Below are 13,207 nucleotides of genomic sequence, written 5' to 3'. Positions count from 1 at the left end.
CCCTTTTTATGCATCGGGTGAGATTTTGTGGCGGAGCCGTCATGGCGCCAGCCGGGGACTGCCAAATCTGGCATCTTCCGCCACATAATGTTTTAGCTTAGATGCTGTTCAGCAGTTGCAGAACGGCATCGGTGGGCCGGAAGCGCGTCCCGTAATCGCCCTTGATGCCCGCCTTTTCGAGTCCGTTACGCATCATCTCGACATCCGCGGCGGCATAGCGGTGGGTGGTGGCGACCTGTGCGTGCCCGAGCCAGGCTTGAATCGTCAAAAGATCCACGCCGGACTGGAGAAGCTTCATGGCAAGGGAGTGCCGGAAGATGTGTGGCGATATGGGCTTTTCGGCCAAATCCGGCCTTGTGGCCACTGCCTTGGCCGCCGCTCGTCGTACGATGTGGGTCGCCCCGAAGCGCGTCAGGCGCTCATTGTGGGCACCGATAAAGATCGGTCGTGGTTCGTGGTTGGTGATTCCGCGCTCGCGCAACAAGGCCGCCAGCGCTCTCGCCAGATCCTGAGGAACGGGGATGACGCGATCTCTGCGCCCCTTACCGTGCAATAGCACCTGCGAGTGCGGGCGTCCCAACTGAAGGTCGTCAGCATTGACACCGATGGCTTCGGAGACCCGCGCGCCGGTCCGCGCCAGGAACAGCAGAAACGCGCGGTCGCGCCGACCACGGGGCGTCCTCTGATCGGGCGCCGCAATGACGGTGTCCACTTCTGCGTCGGTGAGATGGTGCGTCACCTCAATGTGCGCGCGTTTTGTGGGAATCGTCAGCACGCGTTGCGCGACACCAAAGGACGCCGGGTCGGCGGCTGCCACATGGTGGAAGAAAGATCGTATCGCAGCTAGTCGGGCATTACGCGTGGCGACGGTGTTGTTCCGCTTCTCCTCGAGTTCGTCGAGAAATGCGAGAACGAGGTCTCGATCGAGATCTTCGAGCACCAACGCCGCCGGCCTCTTCCGCAACCTGGCGGCGGCAAAGAGGATCAGCATGCGCAAGGCGTCGCGATAGCTCGCGACAGTCGCGGGAGTGGCGTTGCGCTGCTTGGTTAGGCGCCGGCGAAAGTAGGATTCCAGGAGCGGCGCCAGGAGCAGATGTTCGCTCATGCTGCACCTCCATCGAGGAAAGCGCGGTCCGCCGCAATGGCGAGAAGATCCGCCGAACCAGTGAGGTAGTAAGCGGTATCGCTGTAGCTGGCGTGGCCGAGATAGGTGGCGAGCAACGGGAGCAACGCCTGAACGTCTGCGCGCTGTTGATGCCAGAAGCTGAGGCGGGTCACGGCGAACCGGTGCCTGAGATCGTGCGGCCTTAAGGGCTTACCGCCATCAAGGCCGGAGAGCTTACGCACCTCGGCAAAACCGTTTTGCAGGCCGGTCGCTGAGAGGCGGTTGCCACGAGAGCTGAGGAAGAAGCCCTGGTCCTTGGGCGTGGGAAAAGCGGCGTCACGCTCACTGGCGTAGTGGCGAAGGGCAGCCTGGGTCGTCGTGTGAACTGGAACGAGACGGTCCTTGCGGAACTTCGTCTTCCGAACGAGAAGAACCCCGTTGGTCAGATCGACGTCGGAACGATCAAGCCTTACCACTTCGCCAGATCGCAGTCCCGAGCTTGCCAACAATCCGATTAGCGTTGCCATCGTCCGCCCCCTGAGAGGGATGCTTGGCGAAATGCGCGCACATGCGTCGATGAGCGACGCCAACTCTGACTCGCTGAGGATCCGCGGCGGCGGAATTGCCCTGGATCTGGGAAAGACCCTACGCTCCAAGCTCTCGGTTTGGGCGTCATAGACGGCGAGATACTCGTAGAATCTGCGGAGCACGCCGTGACGAGTGGTGCGGCTGTTGGCGGCCCCGCCGAACGATAGGACGAAGTCCAGCGCCATCGTCCGGGTGGCGGGCGCGTCGATTTGAGTGCGTTCAACGTAGCGGACAAAAGCGCGCAACGTACCAGCTTGCTTACTGAAGGCATAGCCGAGCGAGTGGCGCAGTTCGATGTAACGCTCAACCTTCTCGCCGAGGAATCGGGCAAAGGCGGTCATGCGGCGCCTCCCGGAAAGGGGAGTGCGACCTCGGCGAGTTGCGAGGCCGCAACCTTCACGTACAACGCCGTTGTGTTGATGCTCCGGTGGCCAAGAAGATCGGCGACCTCGTTGATTGGCCTTTGCTGCCTGACGAGCTGGGTGGCAAGGCTGTGGCGCAGGAGATGCGCACCTGCGACTCGCCCAAGTTCGACCCCGCCATGCCGCAACCGCTTCCGCACGATCCTCGAAACAGGCGACGCGCACTTGAACGGCCCCAGCGGCGGCGTGAAGGACAGGAACAGATACGGACTATCCACCTTCGGTCGAGCGCGCAGGATGTAATCGGCGAGTGCGGCGCCGGTCTCCTCTAGGAGTGGCACCACCCGATCACGCTTGCCCTTGGTGCGCCGGACAAAAACCTCGCCAGTACGCCAGTCGATATCCTTCAGCCGAATGGCGCGTAACTCGCCGTTGCGAATGCCCGTAGTGGCGAGCAGCAGCAGGACGGCTCGATCGCGGATGTCGACCGGCGTCGTTGCGCCGATCGCATCGATCGCCTGCCGAACGTCATCCCATGCAAGGCGTGGCGGCAAATGTGCCAAACGCCAAGAGGGCGTCCTTGGGACAACGCCGGCGAGATCTTGGCGATGGTAGCCAGCCCAATACAAAAACCGAAGAAATGTTCGAGTGTGAGCAGTCGCTGCCGTGCGGCTGCCGGAGGTCGCCGATAGCGACAGCCGATGCTCGACAGCAGCAAGGACCTGCTCAGCCGTCAACGGCTCGAGGTCCTGGCCGAGATGGTGATGGCGGAACCAATCCAGAAAGCGGCGGCCGCCCAGAAGAACGCCTCGCGGCAAACTGGCTAAAGCGCGCAATCCGGCTCAGGTAAATCTTGGCAGACGCTCGCTTATAACCGAGCGTGAAAAAATGCTCCGCGAAGCGATCCATCTCGCCGCCGAGCGCACCGCTACGCAGACGCTTGAGTACCCCACGATACGAAAAATAGAAGTCGAGCATATTGCCCCTCCAGTATTGCGGCGCAGGGGGATCCCGCGCCCGTCAGAGAGGCATGAAATATTATGTGGCGGAGAATTCTAGATTTGGCAGTCCCCGGCTGGCGCCGTAATGGCTCCGCCACAAAATCTCACCCGATGCATAAATATGGATCGGCCGCAAGGGCTGACGCCACCAACGCCACCAGGCCATTCATGCCGCGCCGGAAGTCGACAGGTCGCGTCGCAACCATGATCTTCACACCGCTTGGTGAAAGTCCGATCACCGGCGCCCTCGCAACACCGCCACCATCGCCTGCGCCAACTCGGGCGCCACCGAGCCGATAACCGTCATGCGTGCGCCCGCAATTTCGATCTCAATTCGGCCAGCAAGAACCTCCGAGGCATTCGATGGCGAGCCTTCGTGTCGTGCGCCATCCCCAACCACTGTCACCGGCACGAACACGGCAGACGGCAAACTGGCCTTTGCCGACCGTTGAGAGGTTAGTCCGGCATCCCGTCGCCACACATTCAGCAAGCCGCGATTGACGCCCCAGCGCCGGGCAACGGCCGAGATGTTCACGTCAGGTTCTGCGCTTTCCGCAAGGATCTGCGCCTTCTCCTCGTCAGTCCAATTCCGCCGCTGGCGCCGACCGGTGATCACCTCGATCCGGCGATACTTTCCCTCATGCCTGGCTTCATGCATGCCTTCATCCATGACTTCAAGCATGGCATCAACGCGATCTCCAACCATTCCATTCCGCTCCTATCGATGAAGGAGCTTATCTCACGGCCTCATTCACAAAAGAAAAGGTGGGTTGTTCGTCGCGCTCACGGATGACAGTAGTTTGCCACAGCAATATTAGACGTCGTCGCACGTCCTCTCAGAAAAAATTTACAAAATCTTCGCGTTCGCAGATTGCTCGGCAATGATACGTTCACCCGCAAATCCGCGGAGAGGCGTGCGTAAAAACTGATGGAAATTCATCCTCAGCTCGCCTGAAAGCACGCCACATGGAGGTTGACGCCAATGAAAGGAAGAACACTCATCTTAATTGAAGGTTCACGGGCTAATGGCCCGCTGTACGTCCAAGCGGCTCAGCGGCTTGGTCTCCATCTTATTACTCTGTCTGCAGATCCAGCTCAGTACGACTATCTTGGCGCGAACGAGGTTCAGACAATCTGTGTCGATACAGACGATCTCGATGCGTTAATCCGCGAATGCTACCAGTTAAGCACGACTTATGAGATTGCTGGCATTACCGGGTTTCCAAGCCCGAGCGAGACAGTCTATGCAACAGTTGCCCGACTCTGTCGACACTTCACTCTACCTGGACCGGACCCCGCATCGATTGATCGATGCTGCGACAAATTTGTGCAACGCCAAGTACTCGCGGAATACGGAGTTCCAGTACCTGCTTACCGCTTGGCAACAGATGCAATGGAGGTGGAATGCTCAGCGGAGAAGATTGGTCTGCCGGTGATACTAAAGCCAACCGCAGGCCTCGGCGGCAGCGGTGTCCGATTGTGCCGGGATGCCAAAGAGTTAGCTCAACATACGAGCCATCTGCTCGACGGAGATCACCCGTGGCAATCTTCGCCGAAGATACTCGTCGAAGAATTCGCACAAGGCCCGTACTACGGCGCTAATACAATGGGAAACCAAGTCATTGCAATTGGTACCGCTGACTTCGGCCCCCCGCCACATTTCGTCTTTCGTGAATACACCTTTCCTGCCCCGCTGACTGAAACCGAACTTCAACGCATCATCGATGTTTCACTTAGCTGCTTGCGAGCTCTCGGTCTTGGATGGGGACCGGCAAACATTGAATTCCGATGGACGAACGATGGCCCAGTTGTCATTGAAGTTAATCCCCGCCTTCCGACCGGGGAAGCTAGACTGGTTCAACTGGCGTACGGCGTTGATTTGATCACGGCGCACATCAATCTTGTCATCGGCCAACAAATTTGTGACTTGCGAGCAAAGCATTCGCACATAGCAGCAGTGAGGAGCCTGCTTCCGGAGGGCGATGGCATCCTCGATTGGATCAGTGGTGACAATCGCGCGGCTGCTGTACCGGGTGTCAACGAGGTCAAATTTTACGTTACACCAAAGGCACAAATCGTCAGAAGAGGTGATTATTTAGACTCGATTGGACATGTCATCGCATGTTCGTCAAGTCGTTCTCAGACAGAAATGATGCTGGAGCGTGCCGTTAATCTGATCAGGTGGTCAATCGCACCATTTCCGTCCCTTTGCGAACCGGACGAAATATCGACCTCAATCTCCGGGGCGAAGGAGGCGCCTCGCGAAGGATGATCTAAATAAGAGTTTGCAAGGCCTTCTTCTGGGAGCTTCGTATTCCTTTTGCTAGTGCCCTCTTGTCAGATGGCAGGCTTGCCAACAAACAGTCATGTCTTGGACAACAGCGCGAACGATGCTGAAGGATACAGCATCACAGATCCGTTCAGTTAACTGCAGCGCCGATGCTTCTGTCCTCGCTTGACCATTTACGTTCTTGGGAGCGAGCGACTCATATGGGAAGATCGGGTCAAGAACTCCATCGCATGTTTTCTTCGGTCGCTCTTTCGGCATCCAAGGCTGAGCCTGTTCGCGTGAACGGGCCTGTTTCCATTGCCGGTTCAAACTCACATTCGGTCGCCGCGCCGAGCGGCTGCACCATCATTCCGCTTGCGTTGCGGCAAAGGCTCGGGAGGACGAGACCATTCTTAGTAGCGGCGTTTGAAGCCATGTCGCGATCGGGCGAGTCGCGGAGGGACTTCACCCTCCGCGCTCTCAGAACCGTGCGTGAAACTGTCGCTTCACACGGCTCCCATCAGACGAACTTACCGGTTATTCCGAGCTGCCAATGCACGAAAAGCTTCGTTCGACTTTGGGCAAGGCGTTGTAGAAATTTCCCTGCTTGGGTCGAACGGGCATAGCGCTTGAACTTCCTTCTCACCCACACGCACAGCGTCTGATTGACGTAACGCCGCAAGGCATCCAGCGCCGATGGCGTAAACCGCCCGTAATACGCAATCCACCCCCGGAGGAGCGGATTGATCTCGCGAGCAATGTCGGCCAGCGACACATGCGTTTTCTGTCGGAGTTTCAAGTCCCGGATCGTCGCCCGCATGTGGTTCAGCGCCGAGGGAGCAACCCCCGGCGTAAATCGGCAGAACAGTCGCCCATTTTGCGGATTTCTCACCACTCGCGGTCGAAAACAGTATCCGAGAAAGTCAAAGCTGACGTTCGGATACGTTCCCCTGCGTTTGGGGTCTTTGCAGTAACCGATCTTGGTTTTGGTGGGATGCATTTCCAGCTGGCATTCCGCCAGCCTTGCTTGAAGGGCAGCCTTGACGGCCTCCGCTTCCTGTTCGGTCCGGCAGTGCACCAGACCGTCATCCGCATACCGGCACCATGGGAGGTCGGGGTATGTCCGGTTAGAGATCAAATGCGTAGTGCAGGAACAGATTTGAAAGAATCGGACTGACCACACCCCCTTGCGGGGTACCGCGATCCGCCCTATCCTTTGTCCATCCTGTTCCAAGGGCGCCGTCAGCCATCTTTCGATATAGAGCAACGCCCCTTGACCCTTGACATGCTTGTGGACCGCCTTGAGCAAGAGATCGTGCGCCAAGTTGTCATTTAGGCCCTTGATATCAAACTCTAAAACCCAATCATATTTCCAGCACCGCTGACGCGTGATCCCTACCGCGTCCAGAGCAGATTTGCCCGGTCGGTAGCCGTAGGAATCTGGCCGGAAGATCTGATCAAGTTCCGGTTCAATGAGCCGTTTGACCACCATTTGCGCGATCCTATCGCTCACGGTGGGCACACCCAAAATCCGCTGGCCCCCAGTCTTTTTGGGAATGGGGACGGCACGGACCGGTGGCGGAAAGTAGCTTCCCGAACTCATCCCGTTCCAGATCTTGTAGAGATTACCCTTCAAGTCGGCTTCGAACTGCTCGATCGTCTGCCCATCCACTCCGGCCGCACCACCATTGGATTTGACCGCTTTATAAGCTTCGTACACCAGCCGCTTATCGATCCTAAACGGCTTGTCTGTCGTATCCGCCGACGTCATCCTGTCTCCAGTTGTTTCGAAAATACGACCACCTGATCCGAGCCCTTTGCTCCAGCTCCATTAAAGCGCCTTCATCACTACTACGGGTCGGTTCGCCCCAACTTCCTGTATCTGTACTCTCGCCTCACGGTGATGTGCCGCTTGTGCTTCTCCCTTGGCATCAGAAAGCTGGTTCCTGCAGTTCCGCGCAAAAGCCTGTGACCGACTCACGCCCTCTCACCGCCGACCGCCGTCCGCCCGATAATCAGGCTCCTGACGGACTTGTCTCAGAGGAACGAACCGCCCCTGATTTTGACGGTATCTGACCAGTTTACGACGAGTCTTCGAGGGTTCACGTTTGTTCGTCTTTCGGACACGCACCTGCTCATGGTCATGCCATGAGCTTTTGATCCGACGCTCACCACCACGGCTCTTTACCGCAGCAAGCAGCTCGGACTGGTTTGGAACCTGCTCCTGAAAGCCGATCCCGAGGGGCCCACCCTCATCTTTCACGCAGCTTGTCCACACGTTAGTTGTTCATGTTGAACTCCCTTCATGTGTGCCTGCAGCACACGTTCGTCCCCCCTGGATCCGCCAGGATTGATCGCTCCTGGAAGATTACAGCGTAAACTCATAAAATTTCTTGGCATTTATCGACCGCCGTGATTCAAGGCTTCGAAATAGGGAAGCATTTGATGACGGTCGTCGCTACGAACTGACTGACCACGAATGGTCGATTATATCGCCGTTGTTACCCAACAAGCCACGCGGCGTTGCCCGCGTTGATGATCGGCGGGTACTGAATGGCATCCTCTGGCGGTTTCGAACGGGCTCGCCTTGGGCGGAAGTTCCGGAACGCTATGGCCCGCCGACGACCTGTTACAACCGCTTCGTCCGCTGGCGCAAAGCCGGGGTATGGGATCGGCTTCTTGAAGCGGTGTCCAAGGCCTACGATGGCGACATCGTCATGATCGACTCGACCTGTGTCCGCGTTCACCAGCACGCGGACACGGGAAAAAAGGGATGGAGACGATGGTGGCATGGGACGTTCCCGCGGCGGCCTTACGAGCAAAATCCATGCGCTCGTCGATGCCGAAGGTCGCCCGGTCAATCTGCGTCTGACTGGTGGACAGATCGCCGATTGTGCCGAAGCCGACGCGCTGACGGATGAGCTTGGCGAGGGGGACATCCTGCTGGCCGACAAGGGTTATGACACGAATGCCATACGGGCTAAGGCCGCCGAGAGAAAGGCCTGGGCCAACATCCCGCCGAAGAGTAATCGCAAGGGCTCTTTGTATTTTCGCGCTGGGTCTATCGGCAACGTAATCTCGTGGAACGGTTCTTCAACAGGATCAAGCAGTTCCGAGGCATCGCAACCCGATATGACAAGCACCCGGAAAACTACCTCGCCGCCGTAAAGCTCGTCGCAACAAGAATATGGTGCCAGAGTTTATGAGTCGACGCCGTAGAGAATTTGGCTTGCTGCGGTCATTCTCTTCTTTCGAAACGGACCGTCGTGTTCGCCTTATCGGATGTCCGCCACGTCCTCGCGTGTCACTTCATTTTCGTAATTGTTGCCGAAATTTGTGCGCACGTAGTTAACGACGGCAGCAACTTGGTCATCGCTCATCATATGACCGATAGGTGGCATGCCTGTATGCCCGTGGAGCACCAAGTAAACTGGGTAATCCCCGACCACTAGATTCTGATTTTGAGTAAGGGCCGGATATTTGCCTGCCCCCATCGCACCTTCCCCATGGTTCATATGACAAGCGGCACAGACGTTCGCATACAGCGCTTCCCCGCTTTGTTCACTGAAGTTCTCACCGTCGCTCAACATTACTTGGGCTCCGACGGGGACAGCGAGCGCCATCGTCAAGATTGAAACAACAACGGAGCCTAGAGGCCCTTTGGAGTTTTTCGCCATCGGAAAAAACCTTCAATTGGTCGCAACGTATTATCAGCCAGCCATGATGCGCTTATGAAGCCTTGTGATTGCGTCTAGTGAGGAGAGAATCGCCCCCTCCATCCAGGCCGGGACTTGGGATGCATGCTCGCCGGCGATTACTACGCGACCGTCGATCTTGCAAAGATTATTGAAGTGTTCCCTGCGGGTGTCTTCCGTCCAGTCCCCGGCGCAGCCAAGTGTAAACGGGGAGCGATGCCAGGCCCAGGAAACGCCATTTTCGAACTCCTCTTTGTATTGAGGATGGATCCGCGCACCGTATTCGACAACCCGCTTCACGCGTTCCTCGGGAGCCATTGACGTGAACTCATAGGAATTCGGCCCATTCCAAGTGTAACAGCCCAGCAGAACGCCCTTTCCCTTCGTATTGAAGTCACTGCTTGGATAAGAAATCTGCCGGATCGGCAGATTGGTGTAGCTCACGCCCCCGAAAATCAGGTCATCTTCCTCCCAAAAACGACGCTTGAACTGTAGGCCTACCTTCACGGATGATGCATAGGGTACAGCTTTGATCGCTGCGAGCATTTCGGCGCTGACATTGATGTCGATTTGACTGAGGATCGTCAGGGGAATCGTACATACGCACCAGTCGCCGCTCGCCCGCTGTATTGTACCGGGATTCTCGCTGTCTTCGTAATAGGCCGTGACGCGCTTCTCGTCCTGCTCGATCTTTGTCACCTTGGCGTTATAGGTGACGAGGTCGTCCACTTCCTTGCTGAAAGCCTTGCCAATCAGGTCGATGCCGCCACGTGGCTGGAACATGGTTGTTTGGAATTCATAGCGCGCAAAAGCGGCTAGATCGCTCCAAAGGCCCGAACCTAGTATTTCGGAAAGGCTCAGCGGCTTTCCGGACGTTGGCACGACGCTATTTCTCCCCGCGCGATAGGCTTCGACCGAACCGCGAAACTCTCTCACGTGTGTGCTATTCTGGTAGGCATAATTCTCATCCAACGCGCCCCAGGAGCGAAGGGCCTCAAGTAGCATCTCCTGATCTTCCTTAGTGACACTCCCTTCGAGTGCGCCCTTGCGCGTCACCTTACACAGCAGCTCTGATATGTGTCCCCGAATATCGGTCATAACGTAACGCACTCGCTGCGGCTTGCCGCCGCCCCCCCTTGTGGAGTGCAGGAACGCGTTGTGGTTGAGTTGTTGGAAGGGCTCTAGCACCACGCCCAGCCGCTTGCAGTATGCGAGCAAGCCATGGTGATGATACGGAATTCGCCACGGACCAGGATTGATGTAAAGCCCCTCATCAAATTCACAATTCCGGATCTCGCCGCCCAGTTCCTTCACGCTATCGCCGCCGCGTATCGTCCAATTTCGGCCACCTACTCGATTGTTGTATTCCAGTATTTTCACGTTGTAACCGGCCTGACGCAGTTCGAGTGCTGCCGTCATACCCGCCAATCCTGCTCCAAGAATCAAGACGGAAGTGTCCTTCGGAGCGCCTTCCAGCTTTATTGGTCCGTTGTATCTAGACTCACCAGCCAGCCCGAGCGTAGTCATGGCGTGGTACATCGTCATACTGCCTGCAGTCATACCGATTAGCGATAGAAGATTGCGCCGGTTTAAGCCAACTAGCTTATCTTGTGCCATTTTCCGTCCTCTCACTGTCCGTGCCAAAACTGTAAGTTTGCGAAGCCCTTTGAAACTTTTTTTATCCATTCAATCGCTATGCCACCACGGCAACTAGTACCGCTCCTAAGAGATTCTGACTGGTGAGCTAGCGTAGGATTGGCAGCGCCTCAGGTTCTACGAGCAATTGAATGCTTCGCGCTTCTCCAGGCTGGCATTGAATGAGGCCGGCTTTTTCCAGGGTTATCACCATCTGGTGTACAGACGGTGCGGTCACCTCAAAGTGGCGACGCATGTCCGCTTCTGCCGGGGAGCGTTTGAAGATCCTGGTATAGGCATAAATGAAGACCAGGTATCGGCCCTGCAACTGCGTGAACTGTGGCGCTCCGGCAGGAGGCTCCTTGTCTCGTTGCGCGGGCTTATCCCAGGATGACGAAACGGTCCTGGTTTCGACGACGCTTGAATTTCTTAACGACGCGTCTTCGGATGGTTCACTTTCGTTCGTCTTTCGGACACGCACCTGCTCGATCTCGTCCGAACTTTTCATCCGACGCTCACCACCACGGCTCTTTACCGCAGCAGCTCGGACTGGTGAGACCCGCTCCCGAAAACCGATCCCGGAGGGCCAGCCTCCATCATTCACGCAGCTTTACGACACAGTGTCAGTTCATACTGAACTCCTTCCGTGCCTCTGCAGCATACTCTCGTCACAGAATACCCCCGGCTGCGAGCGGATGAAGGCGGTGAGCGCATCGTAGAGAAGCTCCAGCCACCAGGCGACCCACGTGACCCAGGCGCCGAGCGTGCCGCGATCGATCATGACGCCGCAGGAGGCCAGCATCTGCGCCTGTCTGTTGAGCGGGAGATGCCAGGCAAACTTCGAAACAGCGACATGCGCGGCAAACGCCCGTGGTCACCATGCCACCGTCCATCACGCGCGCTGGTGCCGACGCCTGCACAACAACGCTTTCGCAGGCCCGGCAGGCATAGCGCGGTCGGATCGTCCGTCTGACCCGGACAACCGCAGGCACGATGTCGAGAGCCTCGCTGACGTCCGTGCCGATGCAATGAAGTTCGAACGAACAGCAGGGGCAAGTCTTGCTCTCCGGCTCGATGATCTCGTCATAACGCGGAAGGTACTTGGGCAAGCGGCCGATATTGCGCGCTGGCGATCGCCGTGCCGGCGTTTTGTCTTCACCGACCGGCGCGACATCGTCATTGGCAGCAACGGGAATGTCGCTCACATGGCCAAGGTCGAGCATTGCCTGCGTCGGATCGATGATCGTCATCTTCTCCGATTTCGTCCCGAAGAGCAGGCGCTCAAGGAAGGCCACGCGCGCCTTAAGGTCGGCATTCTCTTCGTTGAGCGAGAGAATGATCCGGGTCAGTTGCACGGTGTCCTGGGGTAAGGGATCATGTCGAAGCGGCATGACTGGCCCTACCATAGGAGCCTGAATCTTCACGTAAAACCGACAGGATCAGCCTGCTTTTGAGGGCCTCCTCACAGCGTTTCGTTTGACGCGCGTCCAGTCAATACCGGCTAGCAAAAGCGAGAACTCTTCGCGCGTCATCTGCATGGCGCCATCGCGGACCGGGTGGCCAAACGAACTTGCCAGCCTCCAACCACTTGTACCTTATCTGAGAATGCAGCCTCGACCAGCACAGATCAGCAGCTAGTGCTGGTTACACATCAGTTTCATCCGCTTTTCGGACGGCAACGGGCCTCTAATCGACAATGATGCTCTGAAAAAGATCGAAGCGCATGTCGATGACGCTGTCAAAAAAGGGGCGATGGTTCGCTGCGGCGGTCGTCGGATCGGCGCGAAGGGAACATTTTTTGAGGCGACCGTCATCACCAACGTCGTCGGTTCGATGCGGATCGCGCAGGAAGAGACGTTCGGTCCGCTGGCGCCGATCATCCGTTATGATGACCCGGAGCAGGTGATTCGGGAAGCCAACGATACGATCTACGGCCTCGCCGCCTATTTCTACGCCTCGAACCTCAAACGCGTCTGGCGCGTGGCCGAGGCGCATGGTTGGCATCAACACTGGCCGCATGTCATCGGAGGTGGCACCCTTCGGAGGCATCAAGCAGTCCGGCATTGGACGCGAAGGCTCTCGGCACGGTCTCGAGGACTATCTCGAAATGAAGTACCTCTGCATGGGCGGCCTCTAACGCTGGTTGCCGCCCTCCAACATCGACGCCGGGTTCGACGATGTTAAGATCCGGATCACCTCAAAAAAAGAGGCTGCCGTCGACACATGTCCTACGGCAGCCAAGTCGCGTGGGAGGCGAATTTATTGCCAGGGCCATCGAAGAATCGCTGGCTCTCTAGTCTTACTGAGTCACAAAAAACGGGAGATTCGCGGTTTGCGATGATGTGCTAGCGTGGCGATTCGTGGTCAGCAGGAGCAAGCTGAGATGAATGGCCTGAGCGGAAGAAGTGAATCAGACTTTGCGGATTATGTCGAGAGGCTTGTCGATGTGATCGGCCATGCCGATCGGGCAGAGCCGCTGAAGGATTACTGCCTTGGCCTCATGCTGCCGGTGGAGCGCAAGAGTGTCGAGCCTCTGGCAGCGGTAACGGCAC

Annotated in this window: 10 protein-coding genes and 6 pseudogenes; 5 read left to right on the top strand and 11 right to left on the bottom strand. The window is 57.3% G+C overall.

Going from position 1 to position 13,207, the window contains the following annotated elements:
- Positions 1–97 precede the first annotated feature (97 nt).
- From QD461_RS35865 to QD461_RS35855, 3 genes are read right to left on the bottom strand one after another with little or no spacing between them, the layout of a single operon-like run.
- Positions 98–1,105, bottom strand: a complete 1,008-nt coding sequence (locus tag QD461_RS35865) for a tyrosine-type recombinase/integrase (protein WP_004126146.1) — start codon at positions 1,103–1,105, stop codon at positions 98–100.
- Positions 1,102–2,034: a tyrosine-type recombinase/integrase gene (locus QD461_RS35860; RefSeq protein WP_004126144.1), complete on the bottom strand. Its 933-nt coding sequence runs from the start codon at positions 2,032–2,034 to the stop codon at positions 1,102–1,104. Before QD461_RS35860 ends, QD461_RS35865 begins: the two co-directional genes overlap by 4 nt.
- Positions 2,031–2,609, bottom strand: coding sequence for a site-specific integrase (locus QD461_RS35855; protein ID WP_240535524.1), 579 nt, complete (start codon positions 2,607–2,609; stop codon positions 2,031–2,033). Before QD461_RS35855 ends, QD461_RS35860 begins: the two co-directional genes overlap by 4 nt.
- A 147-nt stretch (positions 2,610–2,756) precedes the next feature.
- On the opposite strand from QD461_RS35855, the gene QD461_RS35850 reads away from it, so the two are divergent.
- Positions 2,757–2,882 carry a hypothetical protein gene (locus QD461_RS35850; RefSeq protein WP_276307848.1) on the top strand — a complete coding sequence of 42 codons (126 nt, stop codon included), beginning with the start codon at positions 2,757–2,759 and terminating at the stop codon, positions 2,880–2,882.
- A gap of 293 nt (positions 2,883–3,175) precedes the next feature.
- Here QD461_RS35850 and tnpB (QD461_RS35845) read toward each other — a convergent pair.
- Both tnpB (QD461_RS35845) and tnpA read right to left on the bottom strand, forming a co-directional pair.
- Positions 3,176–3,295 (bottom strand): annotated as a pseudogene (gene tnpB, locus QD461_RS35845) (IS66 family insertion sequence element accessory protein TnpB); the annotation flags it as partial.
- Complete coding sequence (gene tnpA, locus QD461_RS35840; protein ID WP_004128939.1) at positions 3,292–3,762, bottom strand: IS66-like element accessory protein TnpA; 471 nt, start codon at positions 3,760–3,762, stop codon at positions 3,292–3,294. The gene tnpA and the pseudogene tnpB (QD461_RS35845), both read right to left, overlap by 4 nt.
- A 276-nt stretch (positions 3,763–4,038) precedes the next feature.
- Between tnpA and QD461_RS35835 the strand changes: the two genes are divergently transcribed.
- On the top strand, positions 4,039–5,328 hold the full coding sequence (locus QD461_RS35835; protein ID WP_004128937.1) for an ATP-grasp domain-containing protein: 1,290 nt from the start codon (positions 4,039–4,041) through the stop codon (positions 5,326–5,328).
- Between the two features lie 517 nt (positions 5,329–5,845).
- Here the strand turns inward: QD461_RS35835 and ltrA are convergent.
- Positions 5,846–7,096: a group II intron reverse transcriptase/maturase gene (ltrA, locus tag QD461_RS35830; protein WP_004128932.1), complete on the bottom strand. Its 1,251-nt coding sequence runs from the start codon at positions 7,094–7,096 to the stop codon at positions 5,846–5,848.
- Between the two features lie 694 nt (positions 7,097–7,790).
- On the opposite strand from ltrA, the pseudogene QD461_RS35825 reads away from it, so the two are divergent.
- Positions 7,791–8,531 (top strand): annotated as a pseudogene (locus tag QD461_RS35825) (IS5 family transposase).
- Between the two features lie 69 nt (positions 8,532–8,600).
- On the opposite strand, the gene QD461_RS35820 reads toward QD461_RS35825, so the two are convergent.
- The 5 genes and pseudogenes from QD461_RS35820 to tnpB (QD461_RS35800) form a co-directional block, all read right to left on the bottom strand.
- Positions 8,601–8,915: a c-type cytochrome gene (locus QD461_RS35820; protein WP_245276724.1), complete on the bottom strand. Its 315-nt coding sequence runs from the start codon at positions 8,913–8,915 to the stop codon at positions 8,601–8,603.
- A gap of 120 nt (positions 8,916–9,035) precedes the next feature.
- Positions 9,036–10,637 carry a flavin monoamine oxidase family protein gene (locus QD461_RS35815; protein WP_004128922.1) on the bottom strand — a complete coding sequence of 534 codons (1,602 nt, stop codon included), beginning with the start codon at positions 10,635–10,637 and terminating at the stop codon, positions 9,036–9,038.
- Between the two features lie 127 nt (positions 10,638–10,764).
- A complete protein-coding gene (locus QD461_RS35810; protein ID WP_376766909.1) occupies positions 10,765–11,163 on the bottom strand; it encodes a LexA family protein in 399 nt (132 codons plus the stop codon).
- Between the two features lie 141 nt (positions 11,164–11,304).
- Positions 11,305–12,046, bottom strand: a pseudogene (locus QD461_RS35805) (IS66 family transposase); the annotation flags it as partial.
- A gap of 48 nt (positions 12,047–12,094) precedes the next feature.
- Positions 12,095–12,245, bottom strand: a pseudogene (tnpB, locus tag QD461_RS35800) (IS66 family insertion sequence element accessory protein TnpB); the annotation flags it as partial.
- A gap of 90 nt (positions 12,246–12,335) precedes the next feature.
- On the opposite strand from tnpB (QD461_RS35800), the pseudogene QD461_RS35795 reads away from it, so the two are divergent.
- Positions 12,336–12,792: pseudogene (locus QD461_RS35795) on the top strand (aldehyde dehydrogenase family protein); the annotation flags it as partial.
- Between the two features lie 246 nt (positions 12,793–13,038).
- Positions 13,039–13,207: pseudogene (locus tag QD461_RS35790) on the top strand (IS701 family transposase); the annotation flags it as partial.

The organism is Rhizobium sp. BR 314, assembly GCF_047445805.1.
Lineage (GTDB): Bacteria > Pseudomonadota > Alphaproteobacteria > Rhizobiales > Rhizobiaceae > Rhizobium > Rhizobium lusitanum_B.
Note: the sequence above shows the minus strand (reverse complement) of the source record. Positions and strands in the feature narration are given on the sequence as shown.